This window comes from Streptomyces sp. ATCC 21386, from assembly GCF_018728545.1.
In the GTDB taxonomy this organism is placed as follows: Bacteria; Actinomycetota; Actinomycetes; order Streptomycetales; family Streptomycetaceae; genus Streptomyces.
Genome location: NZ_JAAVVL010000001.1, coordinates 1,530,539 through 1,552,941, shown reverse-complemented (window position 1 = coordinate 1,552,941; position 22,403 = coordinate 1,530,539). Strand labels below are relative to the sequence as shown.

General features: G+C 70.6%; 21 protein-coding genes and 2 pseudogenes. 13 read left to right on the top strand and 10 right to left on the bottom strand.

Annotated features, from left to right (window positions below):
• Window positions 1–198 precede the first annotated feature (198 nt).
• Both GWK25_RS06850 and GWK25_RS06845 read right to left on the bottom strand, forming a co-directional pair.
• A complete protein-coding gene (locus GWK25_RS06850) occupies window positions 199–1,320 on the bottom strand; it encodes a hypothetical protein (RefSeq protein WP_215448947.1) in 1,122 nt (373 codons plus the stop codon).
• Window positions 1,321–1,605: 285 nt separating this feature from the next.
• Entirely contained in the window at window positions 1,606–2,961 is a 1,356-nt protein-coding gene (locus tag GWK25_RS06845) for a mucin-1 (RefSeq protein ID WP_215448946.1), read from the bottom strand.
• 184 nt (window positions 2,962–3,145) lie between these two features.
• Between GWK25_RS06845 and GWK25_RS06840 the strand changes: the two genes are divergently transcribed.
• From GWK25_RS06840 to GWK25_RS06820, 5 genes are all read left to right on the top strand, one after another.
• On the top strand, window positions 3,146–4,168 hold the full coding sequence (locus GWK25_RS06840; RefSeq protein ID WP_215448945.1) for a LacI family DNA-binding transcriptional regulator: 1,023 nt from the start codon (window positions 3,146–3,148) through the stop codon (window positions 4,166–4,168).
• Between the two features lie 103 nt (window positions 4,169–4,271).
• Window positions 4,272–5,627, top strand: coding sequence for a sugar ABC transporter substrate-binding protein (locus GWK25_RS06835; protein WP_215448944.1), 1,356 nt, complete (start codon window positions 4,272–4,274; stop codon window positions 5,625–5,627).
• Window positions 5,628–5,734: 107 nt separating this feature from the next.
• Complete coding sequence (locus tag GWK25_RS06830) at window positions 5,735–6,721, top strand: carbohydrate ABC transporter permease (RefSeq protein WP_215448943.1); 987 nt, start codon at window positions 5,735–5,737, stop codon at window positions 6,719–6,721.
• A gap of 4 nt (window positions 6,722–6,725) precedes the next feature.
• Window positions 6,726–7,634, top strand: a complete 909-nt coding sequence (locus tag GWK25_RS06825) for a carbohydrate ABC transporter permease (protein ID WP_215448942.1) — start codon at window positions 6,726–6,728, stop codon at window positions 7,632–7,634.
• A 79-nt stretch (window positions 7,635–7,713) separates the two neighbouring features.
• Window positions 7,714–8,139 carry a helix-turn-helix transcriptional regulator gene (locus GWK25_RS06820; RefSeq protein ID WP_215448941.1) on the top strand — a complete coding sequence of 142 codons (426 nt, stop codon included), beginning with the start codon at window positions 7,714–7,716 and terminating at the stop codon, window positions 8,137–8,139.
• A 152-nt stretch (window positions 8,140–8,291) separates the two neighbouring features.
• Here the strand turns inward: GWK25_RS06820 and GWK25_RS06815 are convergent.
• Window positions 8,292–8,534, bottom strand: a pseudogene (locus tag GWK25_RS06815) (transposase); the annotation flags it as partial.
• Window positions 8,535–8,718: 184 nt separating this feature from the next.
• On the opposite strand from GWK25_RS06815, the gene GWK25_RS06810 reads away from it, so the two are divergent.
• The 3 genes from GWK25_RS06810 to GWK25_RS06800 all read left to right on the top strand — a co-directional run bounded on the left by GWK25_RS06810 (window position 8,719) and on the right by GWK25_RS06800 (window position 11,787).
• Complete coding sequence (locus GWK25_RS06810) at window positions 8,719–10,149, top strand: non-reducing end alpha-L-arabinofuranosidase family hydrolase (protein WP_215448940.1); 1,431 nt, start codon at window positions 8,719–8,721, stop codon at window positions 10,147–10,149.
• A gap of 203 nt (window positions 10,150–10,352) precedes the next feature.
• The gene (locus tag GWK25_RS06805; RefSeq protein WP_215448939.1) at window positions 10,353–10,805 is read left to right on the top strand and encodes a VOC family protein; all 453 of its coding nucleotides are present in this window, start codon (window positions 10,353–10,355) and stop codon (window positions 10,803–10,805) included.
• A gap of 244 nt (window positions 10,806–11,049) precedes the next feature.
• Window positions 11,050–11,787, top strand: coding sequence for a VOC family protein (locus tag GWK25_RS06800; protein ID WP_215457239.1), 738 nt, complete (start codon window positions 11,050–11,052; stop codon window positions 11,785–11,787).
• Between the two features lie 14 nt (window positions 11,788–11,801).
• On the opposite strand, the gene GWK25_RS06795 is transcribed toward GWK25_RS06800, so the two are convergent.
• From GWK25_RS06795 to GWK25_RS06775, 5 genes and pseudogenes are all read right to left on the bottom strand, one after another.
• On the bottom strand, window positions 11,802–12,215 hold the full coding sequence (locus GWK25_RS06795; RefSeq protein WP_215448938.1) for a YciI family protein: 414 nt from the start codon (window positions 12,213–12,215) through the stop codon (window positions 11,802–11,804).
• Between the two features lie 91 nt (window positions 12,216–12,306).
• Window positions 12,307–12,657, bottom strand: coding sequence for a hypothetical protein (locus GWK25_RS44215; protein WP_215448937.1), 351 nt, complete (start codon window positions 12,655–12,657; stop codon window positions 12,307–12,309).
• A gap of 75 nt (window positions 12,658–12,732) precedes the next feature.
• Window positions 12,733–12,923, bottom strand: a pseudogene (locus GWK25_RS06785) (dihydrofolate reductase); the annotation flags it as partial.
• Between the two features lie 251 nt (window positions 12,924–13,174).
• Entirely contained in the window at window positions 13,175–14,275 is a 1,101-nt protein-coding gene (locus GWK25_RS06780; protein WP_215448936.1) for a family 2 encapsulin nanocompartment cargo protein polyprenyl transferase, read from the bottom strand.
• 111 nt (window positions 14,276–14,386) lie between these two features.
• A complete protein-coding gene (locus GWK25_RS06775; RefSeq protein WP_215448935.1) occupies window positions 14,387–15,793 on the bottom strand; it encodes a family 2B encapsulin nanocompartment shell protein in 1,407 nt (468 codons plus the stop codon).
• Window positions 15,794–16,093: 300 nt separating this feature from the next.
• Between GWK25_RS06775 and GWK25_RS06770 the strand changes: the two genes are divergently transcribed.
• Both GWK25_RS06770 and GWK25_RS06765 read left to right on the top strand, forming a co-directional pair.
• Window positions 16,094–16,696 (top strand): N-acetylmuramoyl-L-alanine amidase, encoded by a 603-nt coding sequence (locus GWK25_RS06770; RefSeq protein WP_215448934.1) that lies wholly within the window; start codon window positions 16,094–16,096, stop codon window positions 16,694–16,696.
• 60 nt (window positions 16,697–16,756) lie between these two features.
• Window positions 16,757–17,686, top strand: coding sequence for a 1-aminocyclopropane-1-carboxylate deaminase/D-cysteine desulfhydrase (locus tag GWK25_RS06765; protein WP_215448933.1), 930 nt, complete (start codon window positions 16,757–16,759; stop codon window positions 17,684–17,686).
• Here the strand turns inward: GWK25_RS06765 and GWK25_RS06760 are convergent.
• Window positions 17,683–19,278 carry a Na+/H+ antiporter gene (locus tag GWK25_RS06760; protein WP_215448932.1) on the bottom strand — a complete coding sequence of 532 codons (1,596 nt, stop codon included), beginning with the start codon at window positions 19,276–19,278 and terminating at the stop codon, window positions 17,683–17,685. The two genes, GWK25_RS06765 and GWK25_RS06760, sit on opposite strands and share 4 nt — an antisense overlap.
• 59 nt (window positions 19,279–19,337) lie before the next feature.
• On the opposite strand from GWK25_RS06760, the gene GWK25_RS06755 reads away from it, so the two are divergent.
• The 3 genes from GWK25_RS06755 (at window position 19,338) to GWK25_RS06745 (ending at window position 21,470) form a co-directional block, all read left to right on the top strand.
• Window positions 19,338–19,598 (top strand): UBP-type zinc finger domain-containing protein, encoded by a 261-nt coding sequence (locus GWK25_RS06755; RefSeq protein WP_215448931.1) that lies wholly within the window; start codon window positions 19,338–19,340, stop codon window positions 19,596–19,598.
• Window positions 19,599–19,914: 316 nt separating this feature from the next.
• Window positions 19,915–20,328, top strand: a complete 414-nt coding sequence (locus GWK25_RS06750) for an anti-sigma regulatory factor (RefSeq protein WP_033525425.1) — start codon at window positions 19,915–19,917, stop codon at window positions 20,326–20,328.
• Window positions 20,325–21,470, top strand: coding sequence for a SigB/SigF/SigG family RNA polymerase sigma factor (locus GWK25_RS06745; RefSeq protein ID WP_215448930.1), 1,146 nt, complete (start codon window positions 20,325–20,327; stop codon window positions 21,468–21,470). Before GWK25_RS06750 ends, GWK25_RS06745 begins: the two co-directional genes overlap by 4 nt.
• A 458-nt stretch (window positions 21,471–21,928) precedes the next feature.
• Here GWK25_RS06745 and GWK25_RS06740 read toward each other — a convergent pair whose 3' ends face one another.
• Window positions 21,929–22,381 (bottom strand): hypothetical protein, encoded by a 453-nt coding sequence (locus GWK25_RS06740; protein WP_215448929.1) that lies wholly within the window; start codon window positions 22,379–22,381, stop codon window positions 21,929–21,931.
• Between the last annotated feature and the right edge of the window lie 22 nt (window positions 22,382–22,403).

Below are 22,403 nucleotides of genomic sequence, written 5' to 3'. Positions count from 1 at the left end.
TCACCGTAGCGGTGCGTCGTCAACCGTGCAGCGATATGCCGCATCAATCCCTGCCTAGTACCGCAACGGTGTCTGTTCTGAGTGCTGGACAGTTCGGTCGTTGGTCTGGTTATGGATGGAGCCCTTGCTGACGTCAGGTTGTGGGCGCGTGGGCCGGACGTGGTGCATGAGCGGTTCGTGCAAATGATCTGCAAGCCCCTAGCTCTTACCGCCCGTGTTCCAGAACAACCCCTCGAATCGCTGATACTCGCGGCCTAGGCTCACCCTCCCTGTGTAGTTGGCGAGCGTTGCAAGGAAGAGACGCGGTCCCGCCCAAGCGCCGGTCGACCACAATTGGATCAACCACGCCGGAGCCGTACCGAGATCTTGGGACAGCTCAACCCACGATGCCGTGTCGGGGGCATGCTCTCCGTGCGCCATCGACGACCCGCTCGTCCAGGCGTACCCCTCGAGGCCGATTCGGCGCTCAAGATTCTCGCTGAGCCAGTCAATCGAAAGGGGCGTGATCTCGGAGGCGCGGCGGCTCTTCTTCACGGGCCAGCCCCGGTCCTTGGCGTAACTCACGATGTCGTCGATGTCCTTCGCAGGATCACGGTTGGACCCGTGCTGGTCATCGACGTCGCCGTCGATTTCGATGAACTGGTCGGCATCATTGACGCCGTCGCCGAGCATGTTCTTGAGACGGATACCTGCCGAGAGTCGTGCGAGGCGACGCGTCAGGGCGCGTTGCAGACGCTCGTCAGTGGTGATGGTCGGGTCGATTACCGCTGTGGCCCACAGGCACGCCTCGAAGATGCCGCGCGCGACCGAGACCGCGCCCATGAGCGATGCCTCTGCGCGAAGCAGGACGGCGAAGCCCCGAAGCTGATCGGCGGCGCTAAGGATGTTGACCGCTGATTCATACCTGAGAATTGTTGCGACTGATTCGGCGCGGTCACCGAGCAGGACATCGGGGGCCTTCATGTCCTCTCGCGCCGGGCTCTTTCGCCTCATTTTCCAAGGCTTGAGGCCCAACTGCGTGAATCCGTGCGCTATTTCGTCGACCGCTACCGCGAGCGCGTCGCGACGCTCATGCGCCTCCTGTGTGCCTCGGTTCAGCCGGTCGATGAATTCCATCGCCCACGCCTCGTCGTCACTGCTGGCATCGCCCTCGCCTGTCACGCGCCACACCCTGCCAGAAGGCGCCGACCAGGGAAAAGCGTTTTCCTTCATGGGGAGTCGCGTCGCCGGGCCACCGTGCAGGTATTCACGCGCCCACAATCTGACATCAGCAATGTCTCCCCGTAACCAGACCGCCCGACCGAACTGGCCAGCAGTCACGGCAAGCACTGTTGCAGCACTAGTCCGCACCCAGTCCGCAAGACACCCACTCATGACCGTCGCACCCCATCGCCAGCCATCAGCAAAAGGCCAGGTCAGCACCCCACAGTAAACATCCCCGCAGGTCACCAACCTGGCCCATTACTAGGAGACCAAGAAGGCCTGACCCGGCCTCTCTCGTCCGCACCCGGTCCGCATACCGCCGTCCCGAACGACGGTGTGACGGGCCGGGTGCGGTCGTGTTCGGGGCCCGTACGGGTCCGACGGCCGTTCGTCCGGCCCGAGTCAGGGGGTCGGGTCGGGCCCTGGCCAGATCGCCGACGCGTCGTCGCGGTCGGGGTCGGGGAGGCGGAGGGGGCGGACGGGGACGGCGGTGGCGTGGCCGTCGGTCGTCGCCGTCCAGGGGGCGGGGCGACCGGAGTAGCAGAGAGCGGTCAGGGCGAAGACGCCGTCGGCGTAGACCTCGACGTACTCGCCGACGGTCAGGACGCGCAGTGACGTGGGGGGTTCACGCAGGACCGTCTCGGCGAACAGGACGCCGGCCGGGCCCGTGACGCGGAGGTTCTTGCCGTCGCAGGTGACGGTGAGGGCCGGGCGGGAGGCGTCGGCCGGGTTGGTGCGCAGGGCGACCTCGACAGGGCGGCCGGAGAGGGCGATGTCGCCGACCGCGTGGAGTGCGGGGGCGGTCGTCGGGTCGCCGAGCCAGGCGTCCAGGCCCGGCCACCAGGCCAGGTGCGGGGCCGCGTCCGCCCCCACGACCAGGGATTTGGGCTGGGCGAGCATGCCCCGGCAGGTGTCGCCGGCGTCGGTGAGACCGACCCGGCGGGGGGTCGTGTGCAGCACGACGCGGGAGCCGTCGGGGGCGGCGATGACGCGGGGGGCGTACGCCCCCGTGGGGCCGAGTTGGCCGCGCCGGGTCCAGGGGCCGCGCAGGCGGGGCGCCGTCCACGCGTCGAAACCGCGCGTCGAGCCGATCGAGCCCAGGAGGAGCCAGGTCCCGTCGTCGAGGCGTTCCAGGACCGGGCACTCCAACTCGTCCACATCGCCCGGGGAGATCAACGGCGGGTGGACCGTCCAGTGTTCGAGGTCCGGGGAGGTGGCCCAGGCCACGCAGCCGCTGACCTCGACCGGGAGCGAGGCGTCGGCCGCGCAGATCACCATGACCCAGCCGTCGCCCTCGTCGTCGCGTACGACGAAGGGGTCGCGCCAGCCCATCCGGTCGGCGGTGCGGTACCAGCGGGGGTCGGCCTCGACGACCGGTCCCGTGCCGTGGCGCCGCCAGCCCGTGCCGTCCGTGCGGTCGGAGAGCGCGAGGCCGACGGACTGCAGGGGCCAGCCCTCGGGGGTCAGCCCGCTCACCCCCGTGTAGAACATCGCGCTTCCGGTGCCGTGGCGCACGGGGTGCATCGTCCACACCGCCTGCTGGTCGAAGCGGCCGGGCAGACCGTTTCCGAAGGCGGTGCCCTCGGGCCGCCAGCCGACCAGGTCGACCGAGGTGGCCCGGCCGTAGGACGTCTCCATCCGCAGATGGTCGAACTCGGCGGTCCAGGGCCCCTGGAGATGGAGCACCGTGTAGGTGCCGTCGTCCTCGCGGAGCAGGGCGAAGTCGTTCACGCAGAGGCCCGGCGGGGCGTATCGCATGCGCAGCAGTCCTGTCGGCTCGCAGCGCCCAAACGCGTGCGCTGACCATCGTTCATAGAGATGTCGATTGAGAATCAGCGCAAGTAAAACTGAACGCAAACGCTTGCGCAACAAGGAGGCCGGGTTTACGGTCACGTCACCCCCCAGCCACACATCGACGTGAACCCGACGGGAGAAATCCGCCGTGACGGTCAGCATCACCGATGTCGCCCGCGCCGCCGGCGTCTCGGCGTCCACCGTGTCCCGCGCGCTGCGGGGCAGGCCGGGCGTCTCGGACGAGGTGCGCGCCCAGATCGCGGCCGTCGCCGCACAGCTCGGCTACACCGCGTCCCGTTCGGCGTCCAGCCTCGCCAGCGGGCGCACGTACACGATCGGGGTCGTCGCCCCGTACATCGGCCGCTGGTTCTTCGGCACCGTGCTGGACGCCGCCGAGCAGGTGTTCAGCGCCGCCGGGTACGACGTACTGCTCTACAACCTGGGCTCGACCGAGGCGCGCAAGCGGTTCTTCACCAAACTGCCGGTGCGCAAGCGGGTCGACGCGGTGCTGTCCCTGCTCATCCCGGACGAGGACGAGTCCGCCGCGCTGCGCTCCCTCGGGGTGCCGCTGGCCTCCACCGTCGGGGGCGCCCGGCCCGGCTTCACGGTGGTCGGCATCGACGACCGGGCGGGCGCGGAGAGCGCCGTGCGGCATCTTGTGAACCTCGGCCACCGCCGGATCGGCATGATCTCCGGGGCCAGCGGGCCGCTGCACTGGACCACCCCGGTCGACCGTCGCGCCGCCTATCTGCACGTCCTCGCCGAGGCCGGGATCGAGCACGACCCGGCGCTGGTGGCGGACGGCGACTACACGGTGGACGGCGGCGAGCGGGCGATGACCGAACTGCTGGCCGCGTCCCGGCCGCCGACCGCCGTGTTCGCCCAGTCCGACGAGATGGCGATGGGCGCGTTGCGCGCGCTCAGACGGCATCGGCTGCGGGTGCCGGACGACGTGTCCGTGGTCGGCTTCGACGATCACGAACTCGCCGACGTGGTCGGACTGACCACGGTCGCCCAGCCGGTCGCCGGGCAGGGCGCGGAGGCCGCCCGGCTGCTGCTGCGGCAACTGGACGAGCCGGACGTCGAACAGCCGCCCGGCCGGGTGGAGATGCCCATCCGGCTCGTCCTGCGCGAGACCACGGCGCCCCCGCGTCCGCGCGGACCCCAGTGACTTCCCGTACGCCCCCATTCCGTCGAGCTCGGCACCCTGCCACCCGAACGCCCCCCCCCGCACCTCGCACCTCGCACCCTCACCCCGCACGGAGGCACACACCATGAACCCGACCACCCGCTCGACCGGCAAGAGGTTTCGCCGCACCGCCCGTACGGGACTGGCCCTGGCCCTGCCCCTGGCGGCACTGGCCGCCTGTGGCGGGGGCGGCGGGGGCGACACGTCCGCCGAGGCCGGCAGCGGCGAGGGGACCATCAGCGTCTGGGCCCACCAGGGCCAGAAGAGTGAGTCGGAGGCCTTGCAGAACGCGGTGAAGTCGTTCAACTCCTCGCAGAAGAAGGTCAAGGTCGAGCTGAAGCTGATACCGGAGAAGGACTACACCAAGACGATCACCGCGACGGACGCCGCCGAACTGCCGGACGTCCTGGAGTTCGACGGCCCGACGATGGCGAACTTCGTCTACAACAAGAAGCTCGCCCCGCTCGACGAGCACATCTCCGCCAAGACCCTCGACAACGCCACGGACGCCTCCAAGGCACAGGGCGAGGTCGACGGCAAGCACTACGGCCTGGGCATGTTCGACTCCGGACTCGGTATGTACGGCAGCAAGAAGCTGCTGGACGCGGCCGGGGTCACGTACCCGAAGGGCCTGGACGACGCCTGGACCGCGAAGGAGTTCGACGCCGCTCTCAAGGCGCTCAAGGCGAAGGACTCCGACGGCAAGGTCCTCGACCTCCAGGAGGGCAACGGCTACGCCACCGAGTGGGGGACCTACGGATTCGCCCCGATCGTCTGGTCGGCCGGCGGCTCCCTGCTCAAGGACGGCAAGGCGGCGGGCGCCCTCGACACCCCCGAGGTCGTGTCGGCCATGAAGACCTTCCAGTCCTGGAAGGCCACCACGGACCCCAACACCGACAGCAACGCCTTCGCCAAGGGCCGCGTCGCCCTGAGCTGGGTCGGGCACTGGATGTACCCCGCCTACAGCGAGGCGCTCGGTGACGACCTGGTCGTGCTGCCGCTGCCCGACTTCGGCGACGGCCCGAAGACCGGCCAGGGCTCGTGGGCCTGGGGTGTCGGCGCGAACAGCAAGAACGCCAAGGCCGCGGGCACCTTCCTGGACTTCCTGCTCGACGACACCAACGTCGGCGCGATGACGAAGGCCAACGGCGCGCCGCCGGCCACGAAGTCCGCGCTCGCCGCGAGCCCGCTCTACCGGCAGGGCGGCCCGCTCCAGCTCTTCGCCGACCAGCTCGCCAAGCCGTGCGGAGACAGGGACATCAGCAAGTCGTGTGTCGCCGTCACCCGGCCGGTGACCGCCGGATACCCCGTGGTGACCTCGAAGTTCAGCGAGGCCGTGAGCTCGATCTACGGCGGCGCCGACCCGAAGGAAGCCCTGTCGAAGGCCGCCCGCGCCATCGACCGGGACTTCTCGGACAACGCCGGTTACGAGATCCCGTAGCAACGCGTACAGCAGCCCGCACCGGACCCATCGGTCCAGCCGAACCCATCGGCCGGGGCGGACGCCCACCCGTGTCCGTCCGCCCCTTTCGGGAAGAGGACCCCTCCGTGAAAACCGTGGAACCCACGCCCGCGGCGGCCACAGGCCGGCAGCAGGCCCCATCCCCCGGCGCAACGGCCCGGCGGCCGTCACGCCGCGACCGCGCATGGCTGCACGGGCTGCTGATGTCCGCCCCCGCCGTCGCCGGACTCATCGCCTTCGTCGGCATCCCGTTCTGCTACGCCGTCGTGCTCTCCTTCTACAACGTGCGCCTCGGCTCCCCGCTGGAACCCACCTTCTTCGGGGTCGAGCAGTACCGCCGGCTGTTCACCGACCCCGACCTCTCCGGTCCGTTCCTGCGGGCCCTGCTCAACAACCTGACCTTCGCCGTGGTCGTCGTCCCCCTCCAGACCGGCCTCGCGCTGGGCCTGGCGATCCTGCTGAACCGCAAGCTGAAGGCCATCGGCATCTTCCGGTCGGTCTTCTTCATGCCGGTCGTCTTCCCGATGGCGCTGGTCGCGGTGATCTGGCGGCTGATCCTCGCCCGCAGCGACCAGGGCATGCTCAACTCGGCACTGGACGCGGTGAGTTTCGGCAACTGGGGCGCGTTCGACTGGCTCGGCGACGGCCTGACCGCGATGGCCTCGATCATCGTGCTCTCCGTCTGGCAGGGCGTCGGCTTCCAGATGGTCATCCTGCTCGCCGGGCTCCAGCAGATTCCGGGCGAGCTCTACGAGGCCGCCCAGCTGGACCGGGCCTCGCGCTGGCAGCAGTTCCGGCACGTCACCCTGCCGGGCATCCGCTCCACCCTCGTCTTCGTGGTGATGCTCACCTCGGTGCTGTCCTTCCGCGTCTTCGACCAGGTGTACGTCCTGGTCAAGGGCGGCGGGCTCGACGAGGACGCGGCCCGCACGGTGATGTACCAGGCCGTCACGACCGCGTTCGACCAGAACAACATCGGTCAGGCCTCCGCGATCACCGTCGTGTTCTTCCTGATCGTCGTCGCCCTGACCCTGATCCAGCGCCGCGTCGTCCGGCCCGACAACGAGGACTGAGCAGATGAGTACGACCATGAGTCCGACCGTCAGCACGGGTACGGGTACCGCCACGGGTACGAGCACGGGTGCCGGTCCGTCCCGCGGGCCGCTGCGCCGCTTCCTCGACTACGCCGTCCTCTCCGTCCTGGCGTTCGTCTTCGCGCTGCCCGTCCTCTACCTCCTCCTCGGCAGCCTCAAGCCGTCCGACGAGGTGTTGAACGGGCTGTCCGGCTTCCTCCCCACCCATCTGTCCTTCGACAACTACTCCGCCGTCCTGGACAGCCTGAACTCCGAGAGCACGGGCTACTTCTGGCAGTTCATGGGTGTCTCGCTGCTGCTGGCGTTCGTGGTGGTGACCGGCGGTCTCTTCGTCAACTCGATGGCGGCGTACGGCCTCTCGCGGCTGCGGTGGCGGGGCCGGGAGGCCGTCTTCACCCTGGTCCTGCTGCTGATGCTGGTGCCGTTCGAATCGGTGGCCGTGCCGCTGTTCTACATGTTCAACGACCAGCGGAACACGCTCTTCATCCAGGCGCTGCCGTTCGTCGCCAACGCCTTCTCGGTCTACCAGTTCCACACGTTCTTCCGCTCGATCCCGCCGAGCATCGAGGAGGCGGCCCGGCTGGACGGCGCCGGCCCCTGGCGCACCTTCTTCGCGATCATCGTCCCGATGTCGAAACCGGCCTTCGCCTCGGTCGCCATCCTGACCTTCCTCACCCAGTGGGGGTCGTTCCTGTGGCCGGTGCTGATGGTCTCCGACCCCTCGGTACGTCCGCTGCCGCTGGAGATGAGCGTCTTCCAGGGGCAGCAGCCGCCGGACTGGGGCCAGATCCTCGCCTTCGGCGTCCTGCTCGTCCTGCCGGTACTGATCGTCTTCGCCTTCTTCCAGCGGTGGTTCGTCCAGGGGGTGGCCAGCTCGGCGGTGAAGGGCTGAGCCTCCGCCCGCCCCGGGCGGGCGTGCCCCGACGTCCCGGGCGTGTCCCGTTGTCAGTGCCCGGTGCGATGCTGTGGGCATGGACCGGGACGATCTGGTGCGGCTGCGGCGGGCGCGGGACCGCATGGACCGCGAGTACGCCGAGCCGCTGGACGTGACCACGCTCGCCCGCACCGCGCTGATGTCTCCCGGACACTTCCAGCGCAGCTTCCGCACGGCGTACGGCGAGACTCCCTACGGCTATCTCATGACCCGCCGGATAGAGCGCGCCAAGGCGCTGCTGCGCCGCGGCGACCTCACGGTGACGGAGGTGTGCATGGCCGTGGGCTGTACGTCACTGGGTTCCTTCAGCTCCCGCTTCACGGAGCTGGTCGGCGAGACACCGAGCGCGTACCGGGCCCGCTCGCACGAGGAGGGCGCGACCGTCCCCGCCTGTGTGGCGAAGCGCCTGACCCGGCCGTCCCGACACCGCGTCCGCATGACGGAACCCGACGAGGTGCCCTAGTACTGCGTACTGCAACGGTGCTTGTTCTGAGTGCTTTCTCCGTGTCCAGTTGGCGGGCCCGCAGGTCGGTGAGGCAGGCGTGGGCGGCCATGGCCAGGGTCATGTGGCGGTGCCGGCTGGGGTAGCGGCGGACTTGGCAGCCGTCCGGGCCGCATTCCTGCTTCGCGGTCCGGCTCCCGGTCGTCCGTCCAGGAGGTGGGCAGATACAGCCGCCGGTCGGTCAGTGTGCGTCCGCGGTCGGTGGCGTAGGCGAGGAACACACCGGTCCGGCAGTTCCCCGTGCGTCCCGCGGTGCCCGCGTACTGCCTTTGCACCCCGGCCGAGCGGATGCCCTTCTTCAGAAAGCCGGTGTCGTCGACGATCAGGACGGCTTCGCGGTCGCCGAGGTGTTCCACGCCTTTTCCGGCTCGTGATTTCTGTGAGAAGTATTGACGCGGGTGGCCGGATCTTTATTATCCACTTGCTCGATACTTCGACCTACGTTCGATATAGCGAACATATGCGAGGTCGCGCCGCACCACCCCACGTACAGCCTCCGAGGAGCCGGCAGAGCCGCGCACTCAGAAACACGAGGTCCCCATGCACAGACTCGGCTTCAGCCGCAGACGTCCGTCCGCGGTCATGGCCGCCGCGACCGCGACCATGGTCTCGCTAGCGGCGCTGCTGGTCGCCAGCCCGGCCGCCCAGGCCGCCACCAGCGGCGCCCTGCGTGGCACCGGTTCCGGCCGGTGTCTCGACGTGCCGGGCGCCAGCCAGACCAACGGCACCGCCACCCAGATCTATGACTGCTGGGGCGGGACCAACCAGCAGTGGACGCTGACGGACAGCAACCAGCTGACCGTGTACGGCAACAAGTGCCTGGACGTCCCGGGCCACGCCACCACGCCCGGGACCCGGCCGGTGATCTGGGACTGCAACGGCGGTGCGAACCAGCAGTGGCGGGTGAACACCGACGGTACGGTCGTCGGCGTGGAGTCCGGGCTGTGCCTGAGCGTCGTGGGTGCCGGTACCGCCAACAGCACCGCGGTGGAGATCGCGACCTGCAACGGCGGCAGCAACCAGAAGTGGACCGGCCTGTCCGCCTCGGGCACCACGTGTTCCCTTCCGTCGACGTACAGGTGGACCTCGACCGGCGCGCTGGCGCAGCCGGCGAACGGGTGGTACTCGCTGAAGGACTTCACCACCGTGACGTACCAGGGCAAGCACCTGGTCTACGGGACGTACGCCAACGACAGCGGCTGGCGTTCGATGGGCTTCGGCCCCTTCACGAACTGGTCGGACATGGCGACGGCCCCTCAGACCGGCATGAGCCAGGGCGCGGTGGCGCCCACGCTGTTCTACCTCTCGACCAAGAACATCTGGGTGCTGGCCTCCCAGTGGGCCGGCGGCTGGAAGTTCAACTACCGCACGTCGACCGACCCCACCAACCCCAACAGCTGGTCCGCGCCGCAGCCGATGTTCACCGGTGAGCTCCCCACTTCCGAGAGCTCCGTGGGCGCGCTCGACCAGACCCTGATCGCCGACGACCAGAACATGCACATGTTCTTCGCCGGCGACAACGGCAAGATCTACAAGTCGACCATGCCGCTCGCGAACTTCCCGGGCAGCTTCGGCTCGTCGTACACGACGGTCATCAGCGACACCGTGGACAAGGTGTTCGAGGCGCCGGAGGTCTACAAGGTCCAGGGCCAGAACCAGTACCTCATGATCGTCGAGGCGCGGGGCGTGAACGGGCGCTACTTCCGCTCGTACACCGCCTCCAGCCTGAACGGTCCGTGGACCGTGCAGGCCGGCACCGAGAGCAGCCCCTTCGCGGGCAAGGCCAACAGTGGTGCCACCTGGACCAACGACATCAGCCACGGTGACCTGGTCCGCAACAACCCCGACCAGACCAAGACCATCGACCCCTGCAACCTGCAGTTCCTCTACCAGGGCAGGGGCACCACCCCGAGCGGCACCGAATACCTGAAGTGGCCGTACCGGCCGGGTGTCCTCACCCTGCAGCGCTGACCCGCCTGATACACACCGCCTGGAGGAACCCCGGCCGCACGTCGGCCGGGGTTCCTCCCCTTCGGCGGCCGACGGGCGCCGGCGGTCATCCCGTCGTTCCGGCGCTCTCCTTCGGCCGCGTTGCAGTACGGGACGACCGGCACCGGCGATGCCGCTCGCGCTCCCGCGGGCGGGACACCGCGGGCACGGCCTAGCGTGAGGGCATGACTACGAACGATCCGAACGCCGCGCGCCTCCCGGCCCCGGACGTGAAGCTCGCCCAGTGCTTCCTCGCCGTCGACGACCACGACAAGGCGCTCGCCTTCTACCGCGACGTCCTGGGCATGGAGGTCCGCGGCGACGTGGGCTTCGAGGGCATGCGCTGGGTGACCGTGGGCTCCCCGCTCCAACCGGACGTCGAGATCGTCCTGGAGCCGCCCGCCGCCGACCCCGACATCTCCCCCGCCGACCGCGAGACCATCGCCAACCTCCTGGCCAAGGGTGTCCTGCGCGGCGTCAACTTCACCACCACCGACTGCGACGCCCTCTACAGCCGCGTCGAGGCCTCCGGTGCCGACGTCCTCCAGGCCCCCACGGACCAGCCGTACGGCGTCCGCGACTGCGCGTTCCGCGATCCCGCGGGCAACATGCTGCGCTTCATGCAGCGCCGGGACTGACCAGCCGGGTGCGGAGCGTGCGCCCCCGGCACACGGAAACCGCGTTGCGTGGAGCGGGACGGCGAGGGAGCGTACGAGTCGTCCAGCCGTGGGGCTGGACCGTACGACAGGGAGCGGCGCTGTGGGTGGAGTGAGCGGGAACGGCACGGACGGCGGTCACGGCGGAGGCGACGGGGGCGACGGGGGCGCTGTCTCGGGCGACGCCTCGGGCGGCGGCTCGGTGGGCGGGGAGGGCGAGACAGGGGTGCAGATCCGGTGGACGTACGCCTTCGTCGACCGGCCGATGGCCGTGTTCGAGCGGGCCTGCGCCTTCTGGACGGCGGTCACGGCGACGCGGCTGTCCGCGCCCCGGGGCGATCAGGGCGAGTTCGTCACCTTGCTGCCCGAGACCGGCGACGCCTGTGTGAAGGCGCAGGGGGTCGAGTCGGGCGGCGGCGCTCACCTGGATCTCGTGGTCGAGGACGTCCCCGCGCTCGTCGGCCGGGCGGTCCGGCTCGGGGCCGAGGTGGTCGCCCCGCACGACGGCTGGGCGGTGGTGCGCTCACCCGCCGGGCAGCTCTTCTGCGTGGTGCCGTGGCACGGAGAGGCCGAGCGGCCGCCCGTGGTGGACGGGAGCCGGCTGGACCAGGTGTGCCTCGACGTGCCGCCGGCAGCCTTCGCGGGCGAAACCGCGTTCTGGGCGGGCCTGACGGGGTGGGACTCCCACCCGGGTTCCCGCCCGGAGTTCCATGTACTGCGCCCGCCGGCCGGCCTGCCCCTGCGCATCCTCCTCCAGCGACTCGACGCCCCGCGCCCGGCCTCCGCCCACCTCGACCTCGCCTGCGCCGACATCGACGCCACCCGTGCGCACCATGAATCCCTCGGCGCCACCTGCGTGTCCCGTCAGCTCCACTGGACGGTGATGCGTGATCCGGCGGGCGGCACGTACTGCCTGACGGGCCGGTCCCCGGAGACGGGCGGGCTGCCTCCGGCGGTCGGGTGAGACAGCCCGTCGGCTCAGATGTCCTCCGCGCCCTCCAGCACCGGGCGGATGACCACCGGGTACTCCTTGAGCCCCTCCGGGCCGGGGCACTGGGCGACGCGGGCCGCGATCTCCGTGACCCGGTCCAGGTCGGCACAGTCCAGCAGCCAGTAGCCGGCGAGCAGTTCGGCGGTGTCCGGGTACGGGCCGTCCGTGACCACCGGTTTGCCGTCGACGTCCGCCGTGACGAACCGGGTGCTCGCCGGCTCGGCCAGCCCCTGCCCGTCGATCATCTCCCCGGTCTCGGTGAGGTCGTCGTTGATCGCGCTCATGTAGGCGTACATGGCCCGCAACTGCTCCGGCGTCCAGGCCGGGGAGTGCGCGGAGGCCTGGCCCCGCATGCCCTCGTAGTCAGCCTGCGTACCGAGGACCATCATCAGGAACTTCATGTGTCCGCTCCTTCGTCCGTCGCGCGGGCCGGGAGCCTGGGGCCGAGCCCAGCCAGGTGGGGCCGTCCCCGGTCAGGTGGGGCGTCCCCGGTCAGGCTTTCTCCTCGGTCCGGTCCTCGGCCGGGGCCGGGGCCGCCTCCTCGGCCGGCTCGGCCACCGCCTCGGCTTCGCCGGGATGCGCCGTACGACCGGCCTGATCGGCCCGACCACTGTGACCGCCATGCGCGCCATGGCTGCCGTGCGTCCGCCGGGCCACCGCCCGGGGCTTCTCAGCGGCGGCCTCCGCGGCCTCCACGGCCTCGTCGACGTACGCCGCACACTCAGGGTTCCTGCACGGACCCGGACCCCACACGGGTACCCACGCGCCCAGCGTCTTGTGCCGCCGTACGACCGTGGCCACCGGCTGTCCGCAGACCGGGCAGACATGCTCGTCGATGCCCATGCCCTCAGGGTATGGCCGACGGGGTCGGCGCGCTCCCCGCCGTAACCCGGCAATCTCCGGCGCTCGGCGCCGCGCTCAGCGCTTCCTGCTGTACTTCCGTACGACCACCCCGTTGTCGAACCCGCGCACGTCGTCGAGCGTGAACTCGGTGAGGGCGAATCCGGAGCCGAACATCGGACCAGGTCGTCGGAGATGATCTCGACATTCGGGTCGGGCGACTCCTTCAGCGTGCGTGAGGCCACGTACTCGCGCAGATGGGCGTACGGGAGGGCCTGATGGAGCGCGTCGTGGAGACGATCGTCCCGGATCCGTAGGGCACGGTGAATCGCGCGACGAAACCACGAAGCCCCCGAGCCGGAAGCACCCGAGCGACGGAGCCTCGAAAACCCGGCGGGCCCCGCACACCGTGGGGATGTGCGGGACCCGCCGACCACCCGAAGACGCCGGCACCGCGCGGGGTCAGGTCCGCACGGCACGAGACGACGTCTCCGGAGCATCGACCGCCCCTCGGCCCGCCTCAGCTGCTGCGGCGCGTCACGAATTCGGCCAGTGCGAGCAGGCCCCCGGCCGACTCCGGGTCAGGGATCGCGCGGGAGAGTTGGTGCATGGCCCTGGCCATACGGTCGGCGGCCTGGACCTGCGCCCAGTCGCGCCCACCAGCCCGCTCCACGGCCGACGCCGTGCGCTCCAGGTCCCCCTCCCTGTACGGCAGTCCGTACAGCTCGGCGAGTTCGAGAGCCTCGGGGGTGCCTGAGGCGAGGGCGGCGACCACCGGCAGGGACTTCTTGCGGACCATGAGGTCCGCTCCGGCCGGCTTGCCGGTGTGGCTCGGGTCGCCCCAGATGCCGATCACGTCGTCGATGAGCTGGAAGGCCAGTCCGGCCTCCCGTCCGAACGCGTCCAGGGCCTCGACGTCCTCCTCACCGGCGCCCGCGTACAACGCGCCCACCGCACAGGCACAGCCGAGCAGCGCGCCCGTCTTCGCCTCGGCCATGACGAGCACCTCGTCGAGAGTGACCTCCCCCGGCGGGCGCCCCTCCAGCTCGGTGTCGGTGTGCTGGCCGGCGCAGAGTTCGACGACACAGGCCGCGAGCCGGGCGGCGGCCGCGGTCGACGCCGGATGCGGGTCCTGGGCGAGCAGTTGCTGGGCCAGGGCCTGGAGCGCGTCCCCGGCCAGGATCGCGTCCGGAATCCCGAACACGGTCCACGCGGTGGCCCGGTGTCTGCGCGTGGCGTCCCGGTCCATCACGTCGTCGTGCAGCAGCGTGAAGTTGTGCACCAGCTCCACCGCGGCGGCGGCCCGCACGGCGGTGGACTCGCGCCCGCCGAGGGCGGCGACGGCGGCCAGGACCAGCGCCGGGCGTATCGCCTTGCCCGCGTTCCCCGTGACCGGGGTGCCGTCCGCGTCCTCCCAGCCGAAGTGGTAGCGGGCGACGCGACGCATCGAACCCGGTAAGGACCCGATGGCCCGGCGCAGTTCGGGATCGACCGACAGCCGCGCCTGTTCCAGGATCCCCGCCGCCTCGTGTCCCTCAGCTCCGCTCGCCGCGCCCACCCGGTGGGCCGACCCGCCGGCACCGGCGGGGCTCCGCTTCGCCTCCGTCACGGATTCACCCATGGGGTCGCCCGGAAGGGGCCGCGGAGGGCGGCGGTTCCGCAGTGCGCGGGCGTGTGCTCGCGAGGTGCCCCCGCCCGATGGGGCGGGGGCACGGCGTCCGTTCGGACAGGGTCACCGCCAGCGGCCGATCTCGACGTTCTCCAGTACGCCGAGCGCGTCGGGGACCAGGACCGCGGCCGAGTAGTAGGCCGTCACGAGGTACTTGATGATCGCCTGCTCGTTGATGCCCATGAACCGCACGGACAGGCTGGGCTCGATCTCGTCGGGGATGCTCGCGGCCCGCAGACCGATGACACCCTGGTCCTCCTCGCCGGTACGCATGGCGATGATCGACGTGGTCCGGGCCTCGGTCACCGGGATCTTGTTGCACGGGTAGATCGGCACTCCGCGCCAGGTGGGGATGCGGTTGCCGGCCATGTCGACGGTCTCCGGGACCAGTCCGCGCTTGTTCAGCTCGCGACCGAACGCGGAGATCGCACGCGGGTGGGCGAGCAGCAGTTTGGTGCCCCGGCGGCGGCAGAGCAGCTCGTCCAGGTCGTCCGGGCTGGGCACGCCGTCGTGCGGCTGGAGCCGCTGGTCGTACTCGCAGTTGTGCAGGAGGCCGAACTCCCGGTTGTTGATGAGCTCGTGCTCCTGGCGCTCCTTCAACGCCTCGACCGTGAGCCTGATCTGCTGCTCGGTCTGGTTCATCGGCTGGTTGTAGAGGTCGGCCACGCGGGTGTGGATGCGCAGGACGGTCTGGGCGACGCTGAGTTCGTACTCGCGCGGCGCGGCCTCGTAGTCGACGAAGGTGTGCGGGATGTCCGGCTCACCGCTGTGGCCGGCGGCGAGGTCGATCTCCTTCTCGCCGTACTTGTTGGTGCGCTGCGACGGGATCGAGCGCTGTTCCTGCAGGTGCTCGCTGAGCGTCTCGGCGCGCTCGGCGAGTTGCTCGACGGCCTGGCGCGGCAGGACGAGCACCGTGCACGCGGTGACCGCGCGGGCCGTGTACTCCCAGATCGCGTCGGGGTCGAGCAGTGCCTGCTCACCGAAGTAGGCGCCGTCGGCCAGTACGCCGAGGACCGCGTCGTCGCCGTAGGGGCCGGTGCCGATCTTCTCGACCTTGCCGTGCGCGAGCAGGAACACCTCGTCCGCCTGGCTGCCGAATTCGGCCAGGACGTCGCCGGGCGCGAACTCCCGCTGCTCGCACCGCTGGGCCAGCTCGCCCAGTACGTCGATGTCCTCGTAGCTCCGCAGGGCCGGCAGTTCGCCGAGCTCCGCGGGGATGACGGCGACCTGGTCGCCGGTCTTCACAAAAGTGACGCGGCCGTCGCCGACCGCGTAGGTGAGCCGCCTGTTCACCCGGTACGTGCCGCCCTGCACGTTCACCCACGGCAGGGTGCGCAGCAGCCAGCGCGAGCTGATCTCCTGCATCTGGGGCGTGGACTTCGTGGTGGTGGCCAGGTTCCGGGCAGCGGCCGTGCCGAGACTCTGCTGCGGCCTGTCCTGCTGCGAGCGAACCTCTTCGCCTACCGACATGCGGTTTCCCCTCCGGGTATGCACTGACAGCACTGATCGCGGTCACCGATCTCGCGATCCAGCCTTGCATCACGGAGCGTGCCGGTGCTATTACCCGAAAGAGCGGGAATGGATCTTCGCAGACTGGGCATGCCCGCTGTTTCTGTCGACCACTCGCACCCTCGTACGAGCTCCGGCCGAATCTGACCGGATCCATCCGCGCGCCCTCTCGTATTGCCTCGCTCGCACCGCGAGTTGGGGTACACACCGCGTACGAGGCGGTCACGACCAGCGGCCGTCGCACGCACGAAGGAGTCGGCCATGGCCCCACCCATGTCCGCGAGCAGGTTTCTCACCGTCCTGAAGAACGAGGGCGTCCGGGTCGTCGAGGTCGGCGACTGGGAACATCACAACCGCAACCATGTGGGCCCCTGGGGGCCCGTCCACGGCGTGATGATCCACCACACCGTCACCTCCGGGAGCGAACGCACCGTCCGTATCTGCCGCAACGGGTACGAGGGGCTGCCGGGCCCGCTGTGCCACGGCGTGATCACCAAGGACGGCCGGGTGCACCTCGTCGGCTACGGCCGGGCCAACCACGCCGGCCTGGGCGACGACGACGTGCTGCGGGCCGTGATCGCCGAGCGGCCGCTGCCCGCGGACAACGAGGCCAACACGGACGGCAACCGCCATTTCTACGGCTTCGAGTGCGAGAACCTCGGCGACGGCCAGGACCCCTGGCCGGCGGCGCAGCTCGAGGCCATCGAGCGGGTCTCGGCCGCCGTCTGCCGTCACCACGGCTGGAACCAGCGGTCCGTCATCGGGCACCTCGAATGGCAGCCCGGGAAGGTCGACCCGCGGGGCTTCACCATGGCCGGCATGAGAGAACGCGTCCGGGACCGTCTGAAATCCGGGACCGTCTGAATCAGGGCCCGGCGGCGGGCGCGTCCGACACCCACCGGTCATGTGTCCGACAATGGGCACGTGACCGGCCAGCCCTCCGCCCCCGACGACCCCACCACCGTCCTGAACCCCAGGCTGCCGTCACCCCTCCAGGAGGTCGAGGACGAGCGCTTCGCCCGCCACGGCCTCCGGCTGCTGCTCAAGCGCGACGACCTGATCCATCCGCGGCTCGTCGGCAACAAGTGGCGCAAGCTGGCCCCGAACCTGCGCGCGGCGGCGGGCCGCCCGCTGCTCACCTTCGGCGGCGCCTACTCCAACCATCTGCGTGCCACCGCCGCCGCGGGTCACCTGCTGGGCCTGCCCACCGTCGGCGTGGTCCGCGGCCAGGAGCTGGCCGACCGCCCCCTCAACGCTTCCCTGGCCCGCTGCACGGCGGACGGCATGCGGCTGCACTTCGTCGACAGGTCGACGTATCGCCACAAGTCCGACCCGGCCACCCTGTCCGCCGTCCTCCGCGCTGCCGACGCCGACGGCGCGTACGTGGTCCCCGAGGGCGGCAGCAACCCCCTCGCCGTCCAGGGCTGCCAGGACCTCGGCGCGGAGCTGCGCGGCCGGGCCGACGTCGTGGCCCTCGCCTGCGGCACCGGCGGCACGCTCGCCGGACTGGCCGCGGGACTGGCCCCCGACCAGCGTGCCCTCGGCATTCCGGTTCTCAAGGGCGGCTTCCTCGCCGAGGAGATACGACAGCTTCAGCACAGGGCGTTCGGTGGACCGCGCGGCGAGTGGAATCTCGACGACCGCTTCCACTTCGGCGGTTACGCGCGGACCTCACCCGAACTGGACGCCTTCGCGGACGACTTCGAGACGCGCCACCGCCTCCCGGTGGAACGTCTCTATGTCGCCAAGTTGCTCTACGGACTCGTCGCCCTGGCGGCGGAGGGCGCCTTCCCGCGCGGGACGACGGTCGCCGCGGTGATCACCGGCCGCCCGTTCCCTGAGCCCTCGGCCTAGGAGGCCTCCCGGTAGACGGCCGCCTCCTCCAGGTCCAGCCTGCGCAGCAGGGTGCGCAGCATCTCGTCGTCGATGTACCTGCCGTCCCGCAGCTTGACGAAGACCTCGCGTTCGGCGCCGATCATCTCGCGGGACAGACGGCTGTAGGTGTCGTCGACGCTCTCCCCGGTCACCGGGTTCACGGCGCCGAGCCGCTCCCAGACGGCGTTGCGGCGCCGCTCCAGGACGGTGCGGAGGCGGTCGACCAGCGGGGGCGGCAGTTCGTTGCTCTCGTCCGCGAGGAGTTCGTCAAGCCGGGCCTCGGCCACCCGGGACGCCTGGGCCTGGGCGTTGGCCTCGGCGAGGGTCTCGGCCTGCTGGTCGCGCCCCGGCAGCTTCAGGAAACGGATCAGCGGCGGCAGGGTCAGTCCCTGGATGACCAGGGTCCCGATGACCGTCGTGAAGGTCAGGAAGAGGATCAGGTTCCGCTCGGGGAAGTCGTCCCCGCCGTTCACGGTGAGCGGGATCGAGAAGGCGATGGCCAGCGAGACGACGCCCCGCATGCCGGCCCAGGCGATGACGAACGGCCCTTTCCAGGTGGGGTCGTCCTCCCGCTCCCGGATGCGCCGCGACAGCATGCGCGGCAGGAAGGTGGCCGGATAGACCCACACGAACCGGGACACCACGACCACGAGGAAGACGGCCACGGCGTACCACGTCGCGCGGCCCCCCTCGTACTCGCCCAAACCTTCGAGGACGACCGGGAGTTGGAGTCCGATGAGGGCGAAAACGGCTGATTCCAGGAGGAAGGCGACCATCTTCCAGACGGCCTCCTCCTGGAGGCGGGTGGCGAAGTCGACCTGCCAGTTGCGGTAGCCGAGGTACAGGCCGACGACGACCACGGCGAGCACCCCGGAGGCGTGCACCCACTCGGCGAGCCCGTAGGCGACGAAGGGGATGAGCAGGGAGAGGGTGTTCTGGAGCAGCGCTTCCTTGAGGTGGGTGCGCAGCCAGTGGATCGGCACCATCAGCAGCAGGCCCACCGCGACACCGCCCACCGCCGCCACCAGGAACTCCACGATCCCGCCGGTCCAGCTCGCGCCCTCGCCGAGGGTGGCCGCGAGGGCCACCCGGTAGGCGGTGATCGCGGTCGCGTCGTTCACCAGGGACTCGCCCTGCAGGATCGTGGTGATCCGCGACGGCAGACCCACCCGCCGGGCGACCGCCGTCGCCGCGACCGCGTCCGGCGGCGCCACCACCGCGCCGAGCACCAGCGCGGCGGTCAGCGGCATCCCCGGCACGATCATGTAGGCGGCCCAGCCCACGGCGAGGGTCGCGAAGAGGACGTAACCGACCGACAGCAGGGCCACGGGTCGCAGTTGGGCCCGCAGGTCCAGGTAGGAGCTGTCGCCGGCGGCCGTGTACAGCAGCGGGGGCAGGATCAGCGGCAGGACGATCTCGGGGTCGAGTTCGTAGTGCGGCACCCCGGGCAGGTACGACACCGCGAGCCCCGCCGCGACCAGCAGCAGCGGGGCGGGCACCGGCGTGCGCCGGGCGGCACCGGCGACCGTCGCACTCCCTGCGACCAGCAACAGCAAGGGCAAAAAGTGCATCGCTTCCGCCGCCTTCGTTTCCGCGCGATGTTCCGCGCGCCCGTCGTAACCTGGCAATCATGAAACAGTGCACGCACACGGACGCGCTGCCGCACCCCGAGCCCGATCCCCTGAGCGACACCTGCCCGGAGTGCCTGGCCGCCGGGAGCCACCCGGTGCAGCTGCGGATGTGCCTGGCGTGCGGACACGTGGGTTGCTGCGACTCCTCGCCGATGCGCCACGCCACCGCGCACCACAAGGAGAGCGGCCATCCCATCATGCGTACGTTCGAGGCCGGCGAGAGCTGGCGCTGGTGCTTCGTGGACCATGTACTCGTTTGACGAAGACGACCCAGACGTCGTACGACGGAACCATGTCGCCCCGTGACACGTCGACGTACTCGTGTGACACGGTTCGGCGGTCCGGCGCCTGGGTACGTCAATCCGGCGCGTGCTCTTCCTATTTGAGGCCCGCAGACCTCTAGCCACCGAGCGTATTCATAGGCTTACTATGAGTGACAGCATGGGGTGGGGTCCTCAGGACCCCGAGGACACGGCGCTCGGTAGCGCGATAGCGTCACCGCTGAACCACGTAGCGCGTTACCCCGGGGGGCGACCCTCGGCCCCCGAAGAAGCTTGTACCACCTTGGAGGTGAGGGTGTCCCAGATCGCAGGCGAGCCCGGGACCCAGGACTTCGTGGAAGTCCGGCTGCCGGCCGCGGGTGCCTACCTGTCGGTGCTGCGTACGGCGACGGCCGGCCTCGCGGCCCGTTTGGACTTCACCCTCGACGAGATCGAGGACCTGCGCATCGCGGTCGACGAGGCCTGCGCGATCCTGCTTCAGCAGGCCGTGCCCGGCTCGGTGCTCAGCTGTGTCTTCCGTCTGGTCGACGATTCGCTGGAGGTCACGGTCTCGGCCCCCACCACCGACGGCCACGCCCCCTCGCGCGACACCTTCGCCTGGACCGTGCTGTCGGCCCTGGCGGGCAAGGTCTCTTCCGCGGTGGCCGACGACAAAACCGTTTCGATCAGCCTCTACAAACAGCGCGGCGCGGGACCCGGGCCGGCGTGAGGAACGGGGACGGGCCGGTGCGGGACGAAGAACGCGGCACACGGGAACTGCCCGCTGAGGACGACGGCGGTCCGAGTGGACCGGCGCATCTGACGGACGGCGTCGACGGCATCCCCGAGCAGGCCCGGCCGCACCCGGAGGACGAGTCCTCGGCGGCGGGAGCCTCTCGGTGGGCGGAGCCGTCCGACGACGAGGCGTCCTCCGACGGGCAACGGGATCCGGAAGGTGCCCTACGGAGCACCACGTCCTCACGAGGGCGGACTGGGGCCTCCCCCGCTCGAGCACGGTCGAGAGCTGGGGGAACGGTGACGGCGGGCGGGACTATGAGCGAGCACGAGCGACACGACGAGGCGAGCGCGCAGAGCGTGCGGAACGCACAGCACGACCCTCAGGACCGCAGCGGGGCGCGCGCCCTGTTCGTGGAGCTGCGCGCCCTGCCGGACGGCAGCGCCGAGTATGCGGAGCTGCGCAACCGGCTCGTCCGGATGCACCTGCCGCTCGTGGAGCACCTCGCACGCCGGTTCCGCAACCGCGGCGAGCCGCTGGACGACCTGACCCAGGTCGCCACCATCGGCCTGATCAAGTCCGTGGACCGCTTCGACCCGGACCGCGGTGTGGAGTTCTCCACGTACGCGACCCCGACGGTCGTCGGTGAGATCAAGCGGCACTTCCGCGACAAGGGCTGGGCGGTGCGGGTGCCGCGTCGGCTCCAGGAGCTGCGGCTCGCGCTGACCACGGCCACGGCCGAGCTGTCGCAGCAGCACGGGCGCTCGCCGACGGTGCACGAGCTGGCCGAGAAGCTGGCCATCTCCGAGGAGGAGGTGCTGGAGGGCCTGGAGTCGGCCAACGCGTACTCCACGCTCTCCCTGGACGTCCCCGACACCGACGACGAGTCCCCGGCGGTCGCGGACACCCTCGGCGCGGAGGACGAGGCGCTGGAGGGCGTCGAGTACCGGGAGTCCCTGAAGCCGCTGCTGGAGGACCTCCCGCCGCGCGAGAAGCGCATCCTGCTGCTGCGGTTCTTCGGCAACATGACCCAGTCGCAGATCGCCCAGGAGGTCGGCATCTCCCAGATGCACGTCTCCCGACTGCTGGCGCGCACCCTGGCGCAACTGCGGGAGAAGCTGCTCGTCGAGGAGTAGCGACGAGAGTCCCGGCGGGAGCGGAGAGAAGAGAGCCGCGGAGGTCGAGGAGGAGGGGGACGAAGCGACGGTCGCGCCGGCGCGCGACCCGGGCACACCCCCTCGACCACACCCGCACGGCACGCCCGCCGCGACAAACGACACGTCCCCGGCGGCCGGCCGGTCGGGGCGATGCCCTCCACCGGCACACGGGCACCGGCGGCTGCGCCTCCGCGACCGCACGCCGGGTCCGAGCACGGGCGCCGACTCGGGCGGACGCCGGAGGCCCGGCGGCTGCCCGTGGGCCACGATCAGCTGCCGACCGCCCATCCGCCCACTCCGTCCCGGGGCGGACGCCCTCCAGGTAGCCGCGGTCTCGGCGAACGCGCGCGGTCGGCTCCGACCTGCCGAAGGGCCCTCGCGGCGGCGATGAAGGCCGTCAGCGCACCCGGAGCCGTCGCTCTGCGTCCGGCTGCCCGCTAGGGCTTCGGCTGCTGGGTGCGGCCCGGGCCCTGGATGTCGAGGGCCCGGGTCGTGGCGGGGTTGATCAGGAGGACCAGCGCGGCCACGGCGACCACCGCCAGCGCGATGCCCGCCGGGATCGCCACGCTGTCGGCCTGCAGCAGGTTGTAGGCCACCGGCAGCGCCATGATCTGGGTGATGACGGCGGGCCCCCGGCTCCAGCTCCGCCGCAGCAGCAGCCCGCGCGCGGCGATCAGCGGCAGCAGGGCCAGCGCGATCAGGGTGAGGCCGCCGGTGACGCCGGTGGTCAGGTCGTCCGCGTCACCGGTGAGGCCGACGACGAGCATGGCCCCGCCGCCCACCAGCAGGGCGACCCCCTCCAGCGCGGCCAGCGCCGCCGCGGCGGTCAGCCGCCCGGGGCGGGGCTCGGCGTCGGAGGTGTCCGGCGTGGGGGTCTGCTCAGGGCTCACCCCTGAAGGGTAGCCCTCGCCC

Coding starts and splice junctions, on each gene's coding strand:
- GWK25_RS06755 (WP_215448931.1), top strand. CDS start 19,338: ATGAAACAGTGCACGCACACGGACGCGCTGCCGCACCCCGAGCCCGAT.
- GWK25_RS06775 (WP_215448935.1), bottom strand. CDS start 15,793: ATGTCGGTAGGCGAAGAGGTTCGCTCGCAGCAGGACAGGCCGCAGCAG.
- GWK25_RS06795 (WP_215448938.1), bottom strand. CDS start 12,215: ATGAAGTTCCTGATGATGGTCCTCGGTACGCAGGCTGACTACGAGGGC.
- GWK25_RS06760 (WP_215448932.1), bottom strand. CDS start 19,278: ATGCACTTTTTGCCCTTGCTGTTGCTGGTCGCAGGGAGTGCGACGGTC.
- GWK25_RS06810 (WP_215448940.1), top strand. CDS start 8,719: ATGCACAGACTCGGCTTCAGCCGCAGACGTCCGTCCGCGGTCATGGCC.
- GWK25_RS06825 (WP_215448942.1), top strand. CDS start 6,726: ATGAGTACGACCATGAGTCCGACCGTCAGCACGGGTACGGGTACCGCC.
- GWK25_RS06820 (WP_215448941.1), top strand. CDS start 7,714: ATGGACCGGGACGATCTGGTGCGGCTGCGGCGGGCGCGGGACCGCATG.
- GWK25_RS06805 (WP_215448939.1), top strand. CDS start 10,353: ATGACTACGAACGATCCGAACGCCGCGCGCCTCCCGGCCCCGGACGTG.
- GWK25_RS06780 (WP_215448936.1), bottom strand. CDS start 14,275: ATGGGTGAATCCGTGACGGAGGCGAAGCGGAGCCCCGCCGGTGCCGGC.
- GWK25_RS44215 (WP_215448937.1), bottom strand. CDS start 12,657: ATGGGCATCGACGAGCATGTCTGCCCGGTCTGCGGACAGCCGGTGGCC.
- GWK25_RS06770 (WP_215448934.1), top strand. CDS start 16,094: ATGGCCCCACCCATGTCCGCGAGCAGGTTTCTCACCGTCCTGAAGAAC.
- GWK25_RS06845 (WP_215448946.1), bottom strand. CDS start 2,961: ATGCGATACGCCCCGCCGGGCCTCTGCGTGAACGACTTCGCCCTGCTC.
- GWK25_RS06835 (WP_215448944.1), top strand. CDS start 4,272: ATGAACCCGACCACCCGCTCGACCGGCAAGAGGTTTCGCCGCACCGCC.